Here is a 19,876-nt window from a genome sequence, read left to right as displayed (position 1 = left end):
GAATCTGCCAACGGTTGACGGCTACCGCTCACGGCGTTTTGCCCTTCGTGTACAGCGGTTGGCTTCACAGGTCCTTCACGGGTTGGACTAAATTAGGCCAATTTGACTGAATTTCAAAAAAGTCAAAATTGGGGCTTGCGTCACGGCGAGACTTCCCGTATATTTCTTTCTTGCGCAAAGGCACAGCCGAGCGCAGCGATGCAGTCATTGGGATGTCGTCTAATGGCAGGACAGCGGATTCTGGTTCCGTCAATGGGGGTTCGACTCCCTCCATCCCAGCCATTGCATTTGCTACATATGGCCCGTTCGTCTAGCGGTTTAGGACGCCGCCCTCTCAAGGCGGAGATCACCAGTTCGAATCTGGTACGGGCTACCAAAATTGAACGCCCGGGCCTCGTAAGAGACCCGGGTTTTGTGTATTGACCGTATATACGGCGCCTGCCGTGTTTCGCTCAGATCGAGGAGTAGCCATGGATCTGCCCATCAGCTTGCAAGACATCACGTATGCCGAGAACTATCTGGCGCAGGGCGACCTGGCTACGGCGACGCCGCTGCTGGAGCGTCTGGTGGAGCTCGCCGAGGAGTATATTGATGCTGAGTGCAAGACGGAGGAGAAGCGTCAATACTTTAGCTTCGATAGCAAGTTTGAGCGCTTGGCCTATCGCCGCGTGGAGAAGGATCCGCGCGAGCTCGTGCAGGTCGAGGTGCCGTTTGACCGCCTGTACTCTGACATGGCGTTTGCCTACATTCGCCAGCAGGATTATGTAAGCGCTCGTAATGCCCTGATGCAGGCTGTGCGTTGGGACCCCATGAACTGCAACTATCGCTTGGATTTGGCCGAGCTGTTCCGTGCACTCGAGGACAAGCAGGAATGGGCATCGCTCTCGTTCTCGGTGCTGGAGCGTGCAAGCGATGGCAAGTGCGCCGCCCGCGCTTACGCCAATCTAGGTCAGTACTTCTTGGAGCCCGAGACCGAGAACGTTTCGGCTGCCGTGGGCTGCGCGCGTCTGGCGCTGCGCCTGGCGCCCAACGATGCGCATACGACGCGCCTGCTCAACAAGATCCATACCACCTATCCGGATGCCGCTGATGAGAGCGACGACCACGTGATGGGTGAATTGGCCCTGCAAGGCGTGCCGACCTCGCCTTCGGCCGAGATTGCCATCTGCCTGATTATGTGCGCGACCGATGCTGCAAGCGACGGCGACAAGCAGGAGGCGACGCGCCTGACGGTACGTGCTCGCGACTTGGTGGGCGAGGAGGCCTGCGCGGCGATTATCAAACTGGTGCGCGAGAGCGATGCCGAGCTCAATGCCGAGCGCAAGGCAAAGCGCGAGACTGCGGGCTCAAACGCCGACGGCGCCAAGGAGGCCGGCGATGCCCAGTAAGCGCGAGCGCAAACTCATTTCCAAGAATCGCTCGGCACATCACGAGTACTTTATCGATGAGACATTTGAGTGCGGTATTGAACTGAGTGGCACCGAGGTCAAGTCGATTCGCGAGCGCGCCTGCCAGATCACCGATACCTTCGCGCTGATCCGCGGCGGGGAGTGCTGGCTCGTCGGCCTGCATATCCACCCTTATAGCCATGGTGGCGTGTGGAATCGCGATCCCGACCGTCGGCGCCGTCTGCTGCTGCACCGCAAGGAGATCGACTTTCTTGACGGCAAACTTCGCAACCGTGGTTATGCGCTGGTTCCGTTGGAACTCTACTTTAATACCGACGGCCGCGTAAAGCTGCTGCTGGGTCTGGGTCGCGGCAAGAAGCTCTACGACAAGCGCGAGGACATGGCCAAGCGTGATGTCCAACGCGAGATCGACCGCGCCCTTAAGGAACGCAACCGCTAGGCACTCTGTATAAGTTGCGGTGGAATACGGACTGTTTTGCCTATTTGAGGGGCTATTCAGTCCCTATTTCACCGCAACTGCGGGCGTCTCATCTTTCTTACTGTTCTGACACATATGTCTCAAAGGCGGCGTCCGTTATGGGTGCCGCCTTTTTTGTGGGTACATACATTCATGAGGTTCCAACTCGAGCTAGGGGAGTGATCGTTATGGACAAAACTGCGTTCTTTACCATGCCGAGCGGTCTGTACGTGGTGAGCGCTGCGGCAGACGGGTTGCGCGCCGGCTGCGTCATCAACACTGCGGTGCAGGTGACGTCCATGCCGCCGCGTATTTCGGTTGCCGTGAACAAGGACAATGTCACCTCGGGCGTCATCGCATCGGCCAAAGCGTTCGCGCTGACCGTGATCGATCAGACCGCCGACATGCTCTACATCGGTAACTTTGGGTTCCGCACCAGCAGCGATTATGACAAGTTTGCCAAATACGAGACCCGCGAGACGGCTCTGGGCATGCCCTATGTGCCCGAGCACGCGGCGGCCCTGTTTAGCTGCCGTTTGATCGACACTGTGGATGTGGGCACGCATCTGCTGTTTATTGGCGAGGTCGAGGATGCCGAGCGCCTGAGCGACGAGACGCCGCTGACGTACGACTACTATCACAAGGTGCTAAAGGGCAAGACGCCGCCCAAAGCCTCGTCGTATCAAGGCTAGAAATGTTCTAAAAATACTTGCATTATATTATTGAGAATATATACTAATAAGTAAGTACACCAGCAGTCACGTTCGAGAGGAGAACATCATGGCTGAGGAGAAGAAGACGTATAAGTTTGTGTGCACCGTTTGCGGTTACGAGGTTGAGGTCGACACGCCCGAGCTGCCCGAGGACTACGTGTGCCCGGTCTGCGGCGTCGGCCCCGATGAGTTTGAGCTTGTCGAGGAGTAGCTCGTAGACACACGACTTGCAACAACATATAGCTCTGTCCAAGGGTCCCGGTCGAATTCTCGGCCGGGACCCTTTTGATTTATCTGACGGTTTAAAACGGTCTCACGTGTTACAGATTGAGACGTTATATCTGGACAGTCACGCCATCCCAATTACATTCCCGTTAGCAGCACGATGTCGAGAATCGTCACGATGGCACCGATCCCTACGAGCAGCGCGTTGAGCGGGCGCGAGTTGACGTATTTGCCCATGACGCGGCGTGAGCTGGTGAGCCGTATGAGCACAAAGACCGTAATCGGCAGCTGAAGCGACAGCAGCGCCTGACTCCAGATGAGACCCTCAAAAGGATTCGGGACGACCAAGCACGCCGCCACTGCGCCGACGAAACAAGCCGCCACCCCGATCGAGGAATGTCGGTCGTGGATGTCGTATTCCTCGTCGAACATGCCTGCGGTGATGGTGCCCGCCGCCATGCCCGCCGTCACACTACTCGATATACCCGCAAACAGCAGTGCCACCGCAAAGATGGCCGAGCTTGCCGGGCCCAGAATGGGGGAGAGCGAGGCCGCTGCGACGGCGAGGTCGTCTACGACAATGCCGTGCGCAAAGAAGGTCGTTGCGGCCAGGATGACCATGGCCGAGTTGATTGCCCAGCCCACGCCCATCGAAAAGAGCGTGTCGAAGAGCTCATAGCGTAGACGTTCTTCGATAACCTGCTCGCCTTGGCCTTCGAAGTGCATGGATTGGATGACCTCGGAGTGCAGGAAGAGGTTGTGAGGCATAACGACCGCGCCTAGGACACTTACGATAATCGCGGCCGAGCCGGTGGGCATACTGGGTGTGATCCAGCTTGCGGCGGCCTGCGGCCAGTCGACCTTGACCAGCGTAAGCTCAGCCAAAAACGAGAGTCCTACCACGCCTACGAAGGCGATGATCCATCGCTCGGCGCGCTTGTAGGAGCTCGTCATGAGCATCGCCATCGATACTGCCGCCACGATGACGCAGCCCGCGCGCACGGGCAGCCCAAAGAGCATTTGAAGGGCAATCGCGCCACCCAGGACTTCGGCCATGGCGGTGGCGATGGCCGCGAGATAGGCGCTGGCGAGTACCGCGCGTCCCACGATGCGGGGGAGGTAGCGTGTCGTGGCCTCGGCAAGACAGGCGCCCGTGGCGATACCCAGGTGTGCCGCGTTGTGCTGCAGCACAATGAGCATAATTGTGGACAGCGTGACGATCCACAGCAGCGCGTAGCCAAACTGCGAGCCCGCGGCCATATTGGAGGCCCAGTTGCCCGGGTCGATAAAGCCGACGGTCACGAGCAGCCCGGGGCCGACATGCCGCGCAATGTCTAGGCCTCCGTGACCACCGGTGCGCCGGGAGCCAAAGTGTTGTTTGAGATGGTTGAGCATGGTGCGCTCCTGCGTGCCGTTTGCTTGACGCCGCAAAGGATACCCGTTTTAGGCCAAAAAGTTAACCGTGACTAACAAAATTGTTGTATTTGAATAGGATGGTGAAAGGGAGTTGCCGAAATGTCTTGATCTGTAACGACTAGGGATGGAAATTGGGTCTAGGTGTTACAGATCAAGACAGGAAGAAATGGTCCTATGGAAAATCTCGATCTGTAACAGTTAGCTGCAAAAACCGGCCCTTCGTGTTACAGATTGAGATAAACCAAAACTGTCCTGCAGAAAATCTCAATCTGTAACATCTAAGCGCCAAAATCGGCTCCTCCTGTTACAGATTGAGATGTTTGAAGCGGTGAGTTTACAGGTCGAACTTGGGCCCTTGTTGCCGTCCTTGAGGTCGGCGGTGTCCACTCGTAGGGCGTGCGTTACGCGATTGTTTCGAAACGGGTGGGAAACACAACGGGTCGGCGATGCTCCTAGTATGCCTATTCAACTGACTGTCTAAATATCTAGGGGAGGATCGCGATGCAGGCAGATTCCGCTCAGCAGCAGGGCCTTTATCGCCCCGAATTCGACCACGATGCATGTGGCATCGGCGCGCTTGCCGATATCAACGGCGAGCGCCATCACCAGATTCTGGACGACGCGCTGTCCATTCTGGTCAACTTGGAGCACCGCGGCGGTACGGGACTCGAGAAGAACACCGGCGACGGCGCCGGCATCCTGTTCCAGGTTCCGCATCACTTTTTCCGTAAAGAGGCTCAAAAGTGCGGCCAGATTCTGCCGGCAGAGGGCGACTATGGCGTGGCCATGCTGTTCTTCCCGCAGGACAACAAGGGCGTAGAGGATGCCCGCCGCGTGTTTGAGGAGGGTTGCGCCGAGGCCGGCGTGCCGCTGCTCTTTTGGCGCGAGGTGCCGGTCGACCCGCACGACCTGGGCGAGACGGCCCGCGCCTGCATGCCCACTATCCTGCAGGCCTTCCTGGGCCGTCCGGACGACACGCCCGCCGGCGACGCCTTCGAGCGCCGCCTGTACGTGTGCCGCCGCACCATCGAAAAGAAGGCCGACGCCGAGTTTGCCCTGCGCGACAAGATCTTCTATGTGTGCTCCATGAGCTCGCGCACCATCGTGTACAAGGGCATGCTGGTCGCCACGCAGATGCGCCGCTTCTTCATCGATCTCAACGACGCCGCCGTCAAAACGGCCGTGGCGCTCGTCCACTCGCGCTACTCCACCAACACTACACCCAGCTGGGAGCGCGCGCACCCCAACCGCTTTATCATCCACAACGGCGAGATCAACACCCTCAAGGGCAACGTCAACTGGATCCGCGCCCGCGAACCCAACCTGTACAGCCCCGTGCTGCAGCACGATCTTGAGCGCGTGATGCCCATCATCAACCGCGAGGGCTCCGATTCCGCGATTCTGGACAACGTGCTTGAGTTTTTGGTCATGAACGGTCGCCCGCTTACGCGTGCCGCGTCCATGCTGTTGCCCGAGCCGTGGGACCACAACGACAGCCTGAGTGAGGAGCGCCGCGCCTACGACGCTTACCAGTCCATGCTCATGGAGCCGTGGGATGGCCCGGCGGCCATCGCCTTTACCGACGGTCGCACGCTGGGTGCCGCCCTCGACCGTAACGGCCTGCGTCCCGCCCGCTACTATGTGACGCGCGACGGTCGCTTTATGCTGGCAAGCGAGGTGGGCACCATCGAGGTGAGCCCCGAGAACATCCTGACGAGCGGCTGTCTGGGACCGGGCCAGATGCTCGAGGTCGATTTTGCCCGCGGCCGCGTCATCTACAACGACGAGCTGCGCGCCCGTTACGCCAAGGAAAAGCCCTATCGCGACTGGATCGCCGAGGAGACGCTGACCGTCGACGCGCTCGACAAGCCCGTCGCGCCCACGCCCGCCGAGGATACCGAGGTGCCCGCCGCCGTGCGCATGGCCAAGCTCGGGTATCACTGGGATGATGTTGACGAAGTCGTGCGTCCCATGGCCCAGCAGGGCAAGGCGCCGCTCGCCTCGATGGGTATCGATGCGCCGCTGGCCTGCCTGTCCAAGAAGACGCGCTCGTTCTTCGACTACTTCTATCAGCTGTTCGCCCAGGTCACGAACCCGCCGATCGATGCCCTGCGCGAGCATATGGTCACCTCGACCACGCTCTACCTGGGCAACCACGGCAACCTGCTCGAGGATTCCCGCACGGCCTGCCAGCTGGTGCGCTTGGAGCGTCCGCTGCTGAGCGAGGAGGAGTTCGAGCGTATCTGCGCCATCGACCGCGTGGGCTTTAAGACCCGCCGTTTCCGTGCCGTGTACCGCCGCGACGCCGGCGAGGGCGCGCTGCAGGCTGCGCTCAAGCAGCTTGCAAAGGATGTTGAGGCTGCGGTCCGCGACGGCGTGAACATCGTGGTGTTGAGCGATCGCGCCGCTGCGGGTGAGGTGCCCGTGCCGTCGCTGCTCGCCGTGGGCTGCGTGCACAACCACCTGATCCGCGCCGGCGTGCGTACCTTTGCCGACATCGTGGTGGAGTGTGGCGACGCCGTGTCCCCGCACGACTTTGCGGCGCTGGTGGGCTACTCCGCGAGCGGCATCTATCCGTACAACGCGCATGCGTGCATTCGCGACTTGGCGGCGCACGGCGATCTGGACGTGACAGCTGAGCAGGGCATCGCCAACTACAACAAGGCTGCGACCGCCGGCATCGTCTCCATCATGTCCAAGATGGGCATCTCCACGGTGCAGAGCTACCATTCGGCACAGATCTTCGAGGCCGTGGGCTTCACTCCGGAGTTCGTCAACGCGTACTTCGCCGGCACGGTGAGCCGTGTGGGCGGTATGGGTGTCGAGGACGTCGAGCGCGAGCAGAATGAGCGCTACGACGCCGCGCTCGCTATCCTTAAGAGCCCGGCTCCCGATCAGCTGCCCACGCTAGGTCTGACCAAGTGGCGCCCGCTCGGCGGCGAGGATCACCTTATCGACCCGCAGACCGTCTACCTGCTGCAGACCGCCTGCCGCGAGGACAGCTACGACACCTTTAAGGAGTACAGCGCCCGCCTGCACCGCACCGGCCGTGCCGTGCGCCTGCGTGACCTGCTGGACTTTAATGTCAACGGTCGCACGCCGGTTTCGCTCGACGAGGTGGAGCCCGCGCTCAACATCGTCCGCCGCTTTAACACCGGCGCCATGTCGTACGGCTCCATCAGCAAGGAAGCACACGAGTGCATGGCCATCGCCATGAACCGCCTGCACGGCCGTTCCAACTCGGGCGAGGGCGGCGAGGACCCGCGTCGCGAGACCCCGCTGGCTAACGGTGACTCCAAGAACTCCGCCATCAAGCAGGTGGCAAGCGCGCGCTTTGGCGTGACGAGCCGCTACCTGTGCAGCGCCTTCGAGATTCAGATCAAGATGGCCCAGGGCGCCAAGCCCGGTGAGGGCGGTCACCTGCCCGGCAAGAAGGTCTACCCCTGGATTGCCGAGGTCCGTCAGTCCACGCCCGGCATCGGCCTGATTTCGCCTCCGCCGCACCACGACATCTACTCCATCGAGGACTTGGCAGAGCTTATCTTCGATCTTAAGAACGCCAACCCCGGCGCGCGCGTGTCGGTCAAGCTGGTCAGCGAGGCCGGCGTCGGCACCATCGCCACCGGCGTGGCCAAGGGCGCTGCCGACAAGATCTTGATCAGCGGCCACAATGGCGGCTCGGGTGCCGCTGCGCGCGACTCTATCTGGCACGCGGGTCTGCCGCTGGAGCTTGGCCTTGCCGAGGCCCAGCAGACGCTGCTGCAAAACGGTTTGCGCTCACGCGTGGTGCTCGAGGCCGATGGCAAGCTCATGGACGGCACCGACGTCGCCGTCGCCTGCCTGCTGGGTGCCGAGGAGTTTGGCTTTGCGACCATGCCGCTCATCTCCATGGGCTGCCTCATGCAGCGCGACTGCCAGCAGGATACCTGCCCGGCCGGCATTGCCACGCAAAACTGTCGCTTGCGTCGCGGCTTCCGCGGCAAGCCCGAGCACGTTGAGCACTTTATGCTCTTTGTTGCCGAGCAGCTGCGTGAGGTCATGGCGAGCCTGGGCTTCCGCACCATCGACGAGATGGTCGGTCATCCTGAGTGCTTGCGCCAGATCGAGGTCCCGGGCAACCGCAAAGCAAACCTGCTCGATCTGTCGCCCGTGCTGGCGAGCGCGACCTGCGAGTTCGGTGCCCATATTCCGGGCGCCGACGGTCGCCACTTCCTGCCACAGATGGCCGCGGACAGCGAGCTCGACAAGACGCTCGACTCCACGTTGTTTGTGCCCTATACGGCCGATGCCCGTGCGCACCTGCGTCCGATTCGCTTCCGCGCCGATATCGCCAACGTCAACCGCTGCGTGGGCACCATCTTGGGCAACGCGGTGACCAAGGCGCATCCCGAGGGCCTGCCCGCCGGCTCCATCACCATCGATTGCGATGGTTCGGCCGGTCAGAGCTTTGGCGCCTTCCTGCCACGCGGCATTACGCTCAACGTGTGCGGCGACGCCAACGACTACTTTGGCAAGGGCCTTTCGGGCGGCGAGGTGTCGGTGCGCCCCAACCCGCATGCGACCTACAAGTTCGACGAGAACATCATCGTGGGCAACGTTGCGTTCTTTGGTGCCACGAGCGGCCGCGGCTTCATTAACGGTCTTGCCGGCCAGCGTTTTGCCGTGCGCAACTCCGGCGCCACCGTGGTGGTCGAGGGCTGCGGCAACCATGGCTGCGAGTACATGACGGGCGGTCTGGCGCTCATCCTGGGCGAGGTCGGGCAGAACTTCGCCGCCGGTATGACGGGTGGCGTGGCCTATGTCTTTGACCAGTACGGCACGCTCGATGCCCGCGTGAACCACGAGAGCGTGGAGCTCAAGGCCCCGACGGTCGACGAGTTGGCGCAGATTCGTGCACTCATCCAAGAGCACGTGGACGCGACGCAGAGCCCGCGCGGCATCAAGCTGCTCTACAGCTTCGACTCGATGAGCAAGCACTTTGTGAAGGTCATTCCGACCGAGTACGAGCGCGTGCTGGCGATTGTCGCCGCCGCCGAGGCCGTCGGCAAGACGCATGCGCAGGCCGAGGAGCTGGCGTTTGACATTGTGACCGGTCGCGCCGACGCCGCCGATGTCGCTCGCTTTGATGTGGCGGGTGGTGTCGCTGGCGCTGTACCCGCCGCCGCCAGCTCTGTTGCTTCGACCAAGAAGGAGGCGTAAGTGCCATGGGTAAGCCCGGTGCTTTTCTTGATATCGATCGCGTGACCCACGAGCTGCGCCCCGTGGAGGAGCGCAGCCGCGATTTCGATCCGCTGTACGTGGAGCTCGACGACGATGCGCGCCGTGCCCAGGCGAGCCGCTGCATGATGTGCGGTGTGGCGTTTTGTCAGATGGGCGCGAGCTTTGGCAAGGCACACCCGAGCGGCTGCCCGCTGCACAACCTGATTCCCGAGTGGAATGAGCTGGTGTACCGCGGCCACTGGGATGAGGCTGCCGAGCGCCTGTCGCTCACCTCGCCCATGCCCGAGTTTACGAGTCGCGTGTGCCCGGCGTTGTGCGAGGCCGCGTGCAACCTGGGTTCGGTCGATGGCCAACCCACGACGATCCATGACAACGAGCGTGCGATCAGCGACCATGAGTGGGCAAATGGCGGTCCGCGCCGCTTTGAGCCGGCAGGGGAGGATGCGCCCACGGTCGCTGTGATTGGCTCTGGCCCGGCTGGCCTGGTGACTGCATGGGAACTTGCGCGTCGCGGCGCGCGCGTGACGGTGTTTGAGCGTGATGACCGTCCGGGTGGTTTGCTCATGTACGGCATTCCCAACATGAAGCTCGAGAAGTCTGTGGTCGAGCGTCGCGTGGCACTCATGCGCGAGCTGGGCATTGTGTTTGAGCTGGGTGCTGACGTTACGAACCCTGCGGTGGCGGCCAAGCTCAATGGCTTTGACGCTGTCGTGGTGGCTGCCGGTGCTCGCGCCCCGCGTGGACTGGCTGCTGAGAATATTGACGCGCCCGGCGTGGTGTATGCCGTGGACTACCTGACGGCCTCGACCGTCTCGGTGCTCGATGGCGGCGAGCCTGTCATCGATGCACGCGGCCTGGACGTCGTGGTCATTGGCGGCGGCGATACCGGTAACGACTGCGTGGGCACCGCGGTACGTCAGGGTGCGCGCAGCGTGCGCCAGTTTGAGTTCTTGCCGGCGGCGCCTGATGTGCGCGCGGCGAGCAACCCCTGGCCGCAGTGGCCCAACGTTAAGAAGACCGACTACGGCCAGCAGGAGGCTATCGCTGCGATGGGTGGCGAGATGCGTGCCTGGGGCGTGGATACGCTCGAGGTGCTGCTGGACAAGAAGGGTGCGGCTGCGGGTCTGCGCGTGGTCGATCTGGACTGGTCGGCGGGAAAGCCCGAGCGCATCGCGGGCTCCGAGCACGAGGTACCGGCGCAGCTGGTGCTCATCGCCTGCGGCTTCACGGGCCCGGAGCACAGTGTGTTCGACGCCGTTGGCGTGCCCGTTGCCACCGCTGGTCGTCCGCTGCCTGTGATGGCCGCCGAGGGCTCGCATCTTGCGGCGCGTGGCGAGGGCGTCGCCGCGGATGCCGCGCCGGTGTATGTTGCCGGTGACGCTCGCAACGGCAGCTCGCTCGTGGTGAGCGCCATGGCGGACTCCCTGGCCTGCGCCGCCGAAGTCGCCGACGCGCTGGAGCTGTAAAGTAGTCATTTAAGAACGTCCCCAATGACTAGTCATTTTTTGTCTAGTCGTTGGGGACACTCTTTGCGAGCGATTTGCTCGTTTGTCGACGTACGGGTGTTCATTTGTCGACTTCTTAGGCTGTGGTCACCTGTTGTTTCTGTGGTGGCTGCGGGTATCTGGCTCAAAAGGGCGGGTTGGCCGTCTATGTTTACATGCTGTTTTGTTGCGGTGCGCATTTTCGGTCAAGCATCCCGTCAAGTGTTTGGTCAGCATCTGGTTTGCAGCCGGAGGCCTATTTTGCCCGCGCTGGTCGTGGCTGCCCGCCCTCCTCGTAAGCTCAAATTGAGGTTCATCAGTTTGAGGAGGATGCCGTGACTGACCACGTTTTAGACCGAGCGCAGCTGGCCGAAGCCGTCGGCAACGATATTGCCGACATGGCCCATTTTTGGATGCTGCGGAAGTTCCAGTTTTTGGAGCCGGCACGCGAACAGTTCGAGATCATTGTCGACCCGTGGCTCAGCTATTGCACCGAGCCTTCGCAAAACGAAATCATGGCCTACAACATGGCATTTACCGATTGGCTGCTCTTCGAGCGCCCCTATCGCCATGGCAAGACGCTGCTCGAGCTGTATGTTGACGAACCGCCGGCATCGCTTTCGCCTGCCTCGCTCAAGCGGCTCGAGCAGGTACGCGACACGCAGTATTTCTCGCGCTTTGGCATTTTGGACAAGGATCCTGCGAACGGCATGGTTGCGCTGAAGGATACGCGTGCCGACCGTCGCTTTGATGTCTACGACCCGCATATCGTGCAAAAGGAGCATTGGAGCGACGGTGCGATTGCGGTGCGCCTCGCCTGCGTCGACGATGTCTGGCTGACGGCGGGGCAGCTCTATCTGTATGACATCGCGCGCCTGAGTGACACGGCGGTCGATGGGCCGGGTGCGGTGCATCCCGAGGATCTGCAGGACGGCTTTGACACCTCGTGCATCAGCTTCTTTTTGCGCCTGGTCCGCGACATTATGGGCGCCCAGGGGCGGTACGTGAAGTCGCTCAACATCTACGAGCAGGAGTGGGAGTAGGGGATGGGCTGTCGCAGCGCCGTCGCGTGTCTATTTGTCTCGATCTGTAACGCTTGGCGGCTGTTTGAGCCCGTAACTGTTACAGATCGAGACATTCCCCTGATGTTGCTGGGATGGGGCTGCAACGTATTCCGTCCCCCACATCCCCTCTTCCCTCCGTTAACCGATGCGTCTGCAGCAATCCAGCGGGACTAGGTGATAATGAACAAATGTTCATGTTAATCGTGAGGGAGGAGCTCGATATGGCATCTACCGATCGTTCCACGTTGTTTATCAATGCGACCGTCCTGGATGGTTCGGAGCATATGGAGCCGCAACCCGATATGGCCGTGACTGTTGAGCGCGGCGTCATCACGTGGATGGGGCCGAGTGCTGTGGCGCAGGCACCTGCAGGTGCCGAGGTCATCGACCTGGCAGGTGCGTATCTCATGCCCGGTCTCATCAATATGCATGTGCATCTGTGCGGTTCGGGCAAGCCGGTTTCGGCGGGCGATGCGGGCGCGCTGATGAAGAAGCTCGATAATCCCGTGGGGCGCGCCATCGTGCGCCATATTCTTAAGGGCAGCGCCCAACAACAACTGGCAAGCGGCGTGACCACGGTGCGCGGCGCGGGCGACCCACTGTTTGCCGACATCGCCGTTCGTAATGCCATCGACGCCGGCAAGTATCAAGGTCCTCGCCTGGTGGCGCCGGGAACGGGCGTCACGGTGCCGGGCGGCCATGGTGCGGGCTTGTTCGCCCAGGTGGCAAACAGTCCCGCCGAGGCAGCCGAACAGGTGCGCGACCTGTATGCGCGCGGTGCCGACGTCATTAAGCTGTTCGTAACGGGCGGTGTGTTCGATGCGACCGAGGTGGGCGAGCCGGGCGTGCTGCGTATGCCGGTGGAGGTTGCCGCGGCGGCGTGCAAGGCGGCGCACGATATGGGCCTTCCGGTCATGGCCCATGTCGAGAGTACCGAGGGTGTGAAGGTTGCGCTTGAGGCCGGCGTTGACACGATTGAGCACGGCGCTCCGTTGACGTCCGAGATTCTGGAGCTGTACCGTGGCGCCGCGGGCACGCAGCTCGAGGGGCGTGCGCCCAGCGTTACCTGCACGATCAGCCCGGCGCTGCCGTTTGTATTGCTCGACCCGGAAAAGACCCATTCGACCGATACACAAAAGAAGAACGGCGACATCGTGTGCTCGGGCATCATCGAGAGCGCCCGTGCCGCACTGGAAGCTGGCGTTAAGGTGGGCCTTGGCACGGACTCGAGCTGCCCGTTCGTGACGCAGTACGACATGTGGCGTGAGGTGGCCTATTTTGCCAAGTACGTGGGTGTGAGTAACGCCTTCGCGCTGCATACGGCCACGCAGGTCAATGCCGAGCTGCTGGGGCTGGGCGGCGAGACCGGCACAATCGAGTGCGGCAAGGCCGCCGATATCCTGGTGACGCGCAAGAACCCGCTCGATGACCTGTGCGCACTGCGTGAGCCGGCGTACGTGATGTGCCGTGGTGATCTGGTGCGCAAACTCAAGGTGAAGCGTATTCCCGAGGTGGACGCCGAGCTCGACACGATTATGGCCATGCCGTCCGAGGCACTGGCCGAGGAGCTCGCCCGCGACGGCGTGGCATAGGTGTGACAAAGGGACAACTCTGTTACCGCATACAAAAAGCCGAGGTCTCAACACGAGGCCTCGGCTTTTTTATCGAACAAATACTTAAGATTTGGGACAAACAAACCTGATTTATTTGTCCCGCGTGCGGGCGCTAGGAGCGGGTTTCCATCTTGGCGTGGCACTTGGGGCAGGTGACGCGGATCTTGCCTTTGCCCTTGGGGACGGAGAGCATCTGGCCGCAGTTGGGACACTTGAGGTATGCCGTGGTCTTGCGACCCTTCCACATCTTTTTGGCCGTGCGCTTGGCACGTTCAAAGTCTTCCTTGCTAGTACCGGCTGCGCGCGAGGCGTTGGCCGCTGCAGCTCCGCCGCCCAAGCTGGCTACAAACTTGCCCAAGCCGGGTACGTTTGCAGTCGCGGCGACAAAGGCCTCGTTCTCCTTGCGACGTGCGTCGATATTTTTGGACAGGCCGCGCAGCACGCCAATCACGATTACGGCGATGGCAATCCAGCTGAGCCACTGGATGCGGGCTATCGATCCGATCATCGCGATGACGATGCCGGCAAAACCCATCACGATGGTGAGTTCATCGGCGCCATTGCGACCCTTCATAAAGTCATTCATGCAAATTGCCTTTCGTTCGATATGCTGCACGCCTTTATACCCGATTTAGAGCAAGGGGGACAGGTTAATCTGCACCAATGTGGTGCAAACATACCTGTCCCCGGAATACCAAGACGGTGCAAAGAAGTCTGTCCCCAATGCCCCTATTACTTGGAGAGCTTGTCGACGACGCGTTCGATTTCGGCGAGCTTGGCGGCTTTGAGGTCTTCGTCGCCCGATTCGATTGCCGAAGTTACGCAGCCCTCGATATGCGCCTTGAGCACGTCGGCGTTGATGCGCGCAATGAGCGCCTGCGTTGCCATGAGCTGCGTGGAAATATCGACGCAGTAGCGGTCCTCCTCGACCATCCGCAAGATGCCGTCGATCTGGCCGCGTGCCGTCTTGAGCATGCGGGTCACCGATTTGTGGTCTGCCATCATGGCGGGTCCTCGTTTCTGGTCGATCTTTCGGATATCCCCGTCAGTTGCGGTGAAATACGGACCGTTTAAAGGCCTAGGGCGGCACAACAGTCCGTATTTCACCGCAACTTCTGAGGATTCAGTAGGCGGCGTCTGCTACGCGGCGGTCACGGATAGGGCGTGGAACTTCTCGCCGGCGCCCTCGACGGCGGCAGCGAGCTGCTCAGCGGTCACGGTGTCGGCGCACTCCACCTGTACGGTCTGAGTCTCGTGATCGGCATCGGCATCGGTCACGCCGGCAACGTTGAGCAGTGCCGTCTCGACGGTGGCGTCGCAGTGACCGCACATGAGGCCGGAAGTCTTGATTGTGTAACGCATGGGTATTCCTCTCTGTTATGTCGGCTTTCCCAGGCACCCGACCTTGACCTTCAAGCCGTCGCTCGCGTACCAAAGTACGCGTCGCTCCTCTTTCAGGTCAATCTCGGGCACCTGGAAAACCCGTTCTAAATGGACTTAATGGTGGGCTTATTTTGCCACTTTTGGCTTAAAGGATTTTAAGCGCAGCGCATTGCTTACGACGCACACGCTCGACAGGCTCATGGCCGCGGCGCCAAACATCGGCGAGAGTTGCCAACCCGTGAGGGGGAAGAACACGCCCGCGGCGAGTGGAATGCCGATGCCGTTGTAGAACAGCGCCCAGAACAGGTCCTGCTTGATGTTGCGAATCGTGGCGCGCGAAAGCTCGATGGCGCGGGCGACGTCCATGAGGTCGCTGCGCATGAGTACCACGTCGGCGCCCTCCTTGGCGATGTCGGCGCCGGTGCCGATCGCAAGGCCCACGTCGGCGCGCGCCAGGGCGGGGGAGTCGTTGATGCCGTCGCCCACCATGGCGACCTTGCTGCCCGCATCCTGCAGCTCGCGCACGTGGCGTTCCTTGTCGGCGGGGAGAACGTCGGCGATGACCTGTTCGCTGCTCAGCCCCACGCGGCGGGCGATCGCTTCGGCGGTGACGCGGTTGTCGCCGGTGAGCATGCGCACGTCGACGCCAAGCGAGCGCAGTGCGGCGATGGCCCCGGCGCTCGTCTCCTTGACCTCGTCAGCCACGGCAACGGTGCCGGCAAGCTCGCCGTTCTTGGCAAAGAACAGCGGCGTCTTGCCCTCGGCGGCAAATTGCTCGGCAAGACCCGCGGGCACGGTAACGCCCAACTCGTTCATCAGGCGTACGTTGCCGGCTGCAATGGCGTTTTGCCCCTCGCGCGCCGTAACGCCGCGACCGGGCACGGCGGCAAAGTCCTCGACCATGCGTGCGACGATCCCGCGTGTCTCGCACTCGGCCATAATCGCCTCGGCCAGCGGGTGCTCGCTCGAGCGCTCCAACGCGGCGGCCAGCTTGAGCAGCGCCTTTTCGCTCATGGCGGGCGAGCCGTCGGCGCGCGTGGCTACCACGATATCGGTCACGGCAGGCTTACCGCGGGTGACGGTGCCCGTCTTATCGAGCACCACGGTGCCCACGCTGCGCAGGTTCTCCAGCGCCTCGGCGCTCTTAAACAGAATGCCCATCTCGGCGCCCTTGCCGGTGCCGACCATAATGGCGACGGGCGTGGCCAGGCCCAGCGCGCACGGGCAGCTGATCACCAGCACAGCGACGGCGGAGGTGAGCGCCTCATTCACGTCGCTGGTCAGTGCCATCCACACCACAAAGGTCACGGCCGAGATCACGAATACCACGGGCACAAACACGCCGGCGACCTTGTCGGCCAGGCGGGCGATGGGCGCCTTGGTGGCGTTGGCATCCTCGACGAGCTGGATAATCTTGGCGAGCGACGTGTCGGCGCCCACGCGCGTGGCGCGGAAGGTAAACGAGCCCGTGCGGTTGACCGTGGCCGCGTTGACAGTGTCGCCGGCGGTCTTCTCCACGGGAATGGATTCGCCGGTCAGCGCACTTTCGTCCACGGCCGAGCTGCCCTCGAGCACCACGCCGTCAACGGGGATGGACTCGCCGGGGCGCACGCGCAGCACCTGACCGGGTAGGATGGCGTCGACGTCCACAGTGGTCTCGGTGCCGTCCTCTGCCACGACGGTCGCGTTCTTGGGTGCTAGGTCGATGAGCGCCTCGATGGCGCCGCCGGTCTTGGACTTGCTGCGCGTCTCGAGGTATTTGCCTACGGTGACGAGCGACAGGATGGTGCCGGCGCTCTCAAAATACAGGTTGTCCATGCCCGTCATCATTGCCTCGTGCACCTGACCTGTGGCCAGCTGGTCGGCCATGATGAACATGGCGTAGAGCGACCAGGCGATGGAGGCGGTGGCACCCACGGCAATAAGGGCGTCCATGGTGGGCGCGCCGTGCGCGAGCGATTTAAACCCGTTTATAAAGTACGCGTCGTTGACATAGACGATGGGGATGAGCAGGACGAGCTCGGTGAGGGCGAGTGTCATGCTGTGGGTATGGTCGGTGAAGACACTAGGCAGCGGCCAACCAAGCATGTGCCCCATGCCTATGTAGAACAGTGGGATGAGGAATACGATCGAGATGATGAGGCGGGTGCGCATGGCAGAGGCGGCGGCCTCCAGCTTTTTGGTTGGCGACTCCATGTGGGCGGCGCCGGACCTGGCTTGCGTGCTGCCGTTTGAGCCGGCGGCACCGGTGCCCGCATCGACGGGCGAGGCCGAGTAGCCGGCACGGTCGACGGCGGTGCAGATATCGTCGGGGGAGACCTGCGCGGGGTCATAGTCGACCATCATGGAACCGGCGAGCAGGTTGACCGCGACGCTCTCGACGCCGTCGAGCTTGCTCACGGCGCGGTCCACGTGCGCTTGGCACGCGGCGCACGTCATGCCGCCCACGTCAAACTTATCTTGAGCCATGGCTTCTCCTTTCTGTGGTTCGGTGTTGGAATTGTTAACCTGCTGATACTATACACCCATACCCCCTGGGGGTGTACAGTGGAGATTGAAATGTATGACATTCTAGTATTGGTCGAGGTGATAGCCAGGTCGGCGGACCGTAGCCGGTCTAATGTCTCAATCTGTAACAACTAGACCCGTTTTTGTCGAGTAACTGTTACAGATCGAGACAATTGCCGAGGAGGGGTCCCGTCACGGCAAGACGCCCGCCGCCTAGATACAGAACCCGGGGATCACACAGGTTAGCTTGTTTGGCTTTTCCGCAGGCGTTGCGTACGTAAAGACGTCGCCGTCGTGCCCCACGCGGTTCATATAGAGCGTGCCTTCGCTCTCCGATGTGTCGGGGCTCACCGTGCGCTCCCACCAACAGGTGTCCTTGCCCTTCCACTGGCGGACCATCGTCTCGTTCGTGGAATACGGGCTCACCTTGAGCTCGCGGAAGAGCTGATACTCCTTGCCCTCGCCGTTGTAGATGTCTGCCAGGTAGTGATAGCCCTCGGTAAACGAATCGGGCGGTTGCGTACCGCACAGCTCGACCATGGCGGGCAGCCAAAGGGTTGCGGGCAACTCGCTCAGGCACGATGCGCTGTTGGCGGCGCCCACATTGTTCGAGACCTTCTTGACCCCTTTAATGAGTGCGCGCAACTCGTTGGGCAGCAGCTTAAGGCCGTCGCCGTTGAGCCATTCCCGCAGCTCGCAATCTGCCCAGCCGGCGCTCGGCGGTTCAGCCGCAGCGTTGCGCTCGGCAATACCCGCATCGAACATAAACGTCAGTCCGGCCTTGCCCGTCCCGTCCAGAAGCTCATCGTGGCGGATGCCCACAAGCTGCGCGCCAACCTGCAGCCCGTTGGTGAGCGTGACACGCTTGGTACACGGATAGGGGATATGCCCATCGGCATTGAGCAGATGATAGCGCTTGGCAATCTCGCGTGCCTCGCTACGGGTCTCGGCGGCCTTAATCTTGAGCGAAATCTCCTGCAGCTGATCCCAGGTGTAGTCGTCAAGTGAACCGCGGATGCCGTCAAGGTAGTCGGGGATGCCAAAGCCATGGGTTGCCGCCCCGATAACGCTGAGCCCCGCAACGGCTGCGATAGCGCCGCCGATAATAAAGCGGCGGCGGGTCATGGCATCGTGGCGGGCCTGATTCAGGATCTCTCGTGCGCGCTCGCCGGCGACGTCGACCTTAAGGTGCGTGCCAGAATCGATATCAATCGCGGCCTCGTCTCCTGTGCCTTCGCGGCCCTCGGATTCGGCATCGGTGAGGTATGCCGAGAGCACCTCGAGCATCTGCTGCTCGGTGGGACGATCGCACTGCTCGACTGAGAGACCCTTCATGATGATTTGGACGAGCGCTTCATCGCCCTCGCAGCGCGGCTCGAGCGGTGCCGGCTTGGTCTTGGTCTTTACGAGATAGAACGAGCCGGTTGCAGCGGCGTCCGTCGACTCAAAGTCAAACGGTTTGCGACCGCTGTAGAGCTGGTACAGAATGCTCGAAAGCGCATAGACGTCGATTGCCGGCGAACGGCGAAGGGCCGCGATGCCTTCGATATCCTGCGTGAGCATCTCGGGCGCGGCGTATGCGGGCGTGGCAAAGCGCCAGATGTCGGCGCACCGGGTGATCGTGTCGTCGCCGAGAGCCATGGTCGCGGAGCCCATGTCGATGAGGCAGGGGTCAAAGGAGCAATCGGCAATCTGCTGCTCGAGCGTTCGGCTGGTGGTGCGGAACATGATATTGGCAGGCGACAGGTCGCGATGGATGACCGGGTTCACGAGGCCTTGGGTCATCAAGAGCACACGAAGCACGGCGTTTCCGACGGCGGCGACCATCTGGGTGGTCAGCCCGCCCGAGGCGTCGTGCGGAAGCAGGGGCAGCGCCTGCTTGAGTGAGGTGCCCTCGACCCACTCCATGAGGATGAGCGGGTCGTCCTCGCATGAACCGTAGCCATAGACGCGCAGAAATCCGCGCAGGTGCGAGACGGTACACAGATGACGGTACTCCTCGAACAGCGCGGCGGTGTTGGCCAGGTGAGCGGCCGATTGCTCGGCGGAGCGGTCGGGGGCTTGGCCGGAAAGGACGGCGTTGTCCTTGAGTAGCTTGACGGCAAAGACCTCGCCGCTCGTGTTGGTCGCGCGCAGCACGTGCCCGATGTTGCCGTTGTTGCGGTGGGCCGTCTGGAGAATAAGCGTCATAAACCGACGCTTGGCCTCGTCCTCGGCGCTGGGGTCGACCGCCACGGCGGTGTCGAACGTGTCAAGACGGATGAGTTTGTCGCCATAGGCGCTATCGGTAGTATCCATGGCGTTCCTTTGTCTGGCATGGGTTGCCGCACGTATACGTGAGCAGTGCGGTTATCGGTAAAGTACCATGATAGCCGCACTGCCCA

Annotated in this window: 14 protein-coding genes and 2 tRNA genes; 10 read left to right on the top strand and 6 right to left on the bottom strand. The window is 61.8% G+C overall.

Going from position 1 to position 19,876, the window contains the following annotated elements; all coding sequences use genetic code 11:
- Window positions 1-208 precede the first annotated feature (208 nt).
- The 6 genes from AAA069_RS02005 to AAA069_RS01980 all read left to right on the top strand — a co-directional run bounded on the left by AAA069_RS02005 (window position 209) and on the right by AAA069_RS01980 (window position 2,790).
- Window positions 209-282 (top strand) — tRNA-Gln (locus AAA069_RS02005).
- 17 nt (window positions 283-299) lie between these two features.
- Window positions 300-376: transfer RNA gene (locus AAA069_RS02000), tRNA-Glu, on the top strand.
- A gap of 94 nt (window positions 377-470) precedes the next feature.
- Entirely contained in the window at window positions 471-1,388 is a 918-nt protein-coding gene (locus tag AAA069_RS01995) for a hypothetical protein (protein ID WP_035137397.1), read from the top strand.
- A complete protein-coding gene (smpB, locus tag AAA069_RS01990) occupies window positions 1,378-1,848 on the top strand; it encodes an SsrA-binding protein SmpB (RefSeq protein WP_006235325.1) in 471 nt (156 codons plus the stop codon). The genes AAA069_RS01995 and smpB overlap by 11 nt, the downstream gene beginning before the upstream one ends.
- A gap of 206 nt (window positions 1,849-2,054) precedes the next feature.
- Complete coding sequence (locus AAA069_RS01985) at window positions 2,055-2,558, top strand: flavin reductase family protein (RefSeq protein WP_117746556.1); 504 nt, start codon at window positions 2,055-2,057, stop codon at window positions 2,556-2,558.
- A gap of 88 nt (window positions 2,559-2,646) precedes the next feature.
- Window positions 2,647-2,790 carry a rubredoxin-like domain-containing protein gene (locus tag AAA069_RS01980; protein WP_006235327.1) on the top strand — a complete coding sequence of 48 codons (144 nt, stop codon included), beginning with the start codon at window positions 2,647-2,649 and terminating at the stop codon, window positions 2,788-2,790.
- Between the two features lie 152 nt (window positions 2,791-2,942).
- Here AAA069_RS01980 and AAA069_RS01975 read toward each other — a convergent pair whose 3' ends face one another.
- Window positions 2,943-4,199, bottom strand: a complete 1,257-nt coding sequence (locus AAA069_RS01975; RefSeq protein ID WP_349127426.1) for an Nramp family divalent metal transporter — start codon at window positions 4,197-4,199, stop codon at window positions 2,943-2,945.
- Window positions 4,200-4,721: 522 nt separating this feature from the next.
- On the opposite strand from AAA069_RS01975, the gene gltB reads away from it, so the two are divergent.
- The 4 genes from gltB to AAA069_RS01955 all read left to right on the top strand — a co-directional run bounded on the left by gltB (window position 4,722) and on the right by AAA069_RS01955 (window position 13,580).
- Entirely contained in the window at window positions 4,722-9,419 is a 4,698-nt protein-coding gene (gene gltB, locus AAA069_RS01970) for a glutamate synthase large subunit (RefSeq protein ID WP_349127425.1), read from the top strand.
- A 5-nt stretch (window positions 9,420-9,424) separates the two neighbouring features.
- Window positions 9,425-10,906: a glutamate synthase subunit beta gene (locus tag AAA069_RS01965; protein WP_349127424.1), complete on the top strand. Its 1,482-nt coding sequence runs from the start codon at window positions 9,425-9,427 to the stop codon at window positions 10,904-10,906.
- 353 nt (window positions 10,907-11,259) lie between these two features.
- Complete coding sequence (locus AAA069_RS01960) at window positions 11,260-11,967, top strand: hypothetical protein (RefSeq protein WP_349127423.1); 708 nt, start codon at window positions 11,260-11,262, stop codon at window positions 11,965-11,967.
- 242 nt (window positions 11,968-12,209) lie between these two features.
- Entirely contained in the window at window positions 12,210-13,580 is a 1,371-nt protein-coding gene (locus tag AAA069_RS01955) for an amidohydrolase family protein (RefSeq protein WP_349127422.1), read from the top strand.
- Window positions 13,581-13,713: 133 nt separating this feature from the next.
- Here AAA069_RS01955 and AAA069_RS01950 read toward each other — a convergent pair whose 3' ends face one another.
- The 5 genes from AAA069_RS01950 to AAA069_RS01930 form a co-directional block, all read right to left on the bottom strand.
- Window positions 13,714-14,187, bottom strand: a complete 474-nt coding sequence (locus AAA069_RS01950; RefSeq protein ID WP_117734398.1) for a hypothetical protein — start codon at window positions 14,185-14,187, stop codon at window positions 13,714-13,716.
- A gap of 146 nt (window positions 14,188-14,333) precedes the next feature.
- Entirely contained in the window at window positions 14,334-14,606 is a 273-nt protein-coding gene (locus AAA069_RS01945; protein ID WP_006235337.1) for a metal-sensing transcriptional repressor, read from the bottom strand.
- 135 nt (window positions 14,607-14,741) lie between these two features.
- Complete coding sequence (locus AAA069_RS01940; protein WP_006235338.1) at window positions 14,742-14,963, bottom strand: heavy-metal-associated domain-containing protein; 222 nt, start codon at window positions 14,961-14,963, stop codon at window positions 14,742-14,744.
- Window positions 14,964-15,110: 147 nt separating this feature from the next.
- Window positions 15,111-17,453 (bottom strand): heavy metal translocating P-type ATPase, encoded by a 2,343-nt coding sequence (locus tag AAA069_RS01935; RefSeq protein WP_349127421.1) that lies wholly within the window; start codon window positions 17,451-17,453, stop codon window positions 15,111-15,113.
- 252 nt (window positions 17,454-17,705) lie between these two features.
- A complete protein-coding gene (locus AAA069_RS01930) occupies window positions 17,706-19,790 on the bottom strand; it encodes a DUF6273 domain-containing protein (protein WP_349127420.1) in 2,085 nt (694 codons plus the stop codon).
- Window positions 19,791-19,876 lie beyond the last annotated feature (86 nt).

This window comes from Collinsella sp. CLA-SR-H006, from assembly GCF_040097075.1.
Taxonomy (GTDB): Bacteria; Actinomycetota; Coriobacteriia; order Coriobacteriales; family Coriobacteriaceae; genus Collinsella.
Note: the sequence above shows the minus strand (reverse complement) of the source record. Positions and strands in the feature narration are given on the sequence as shown.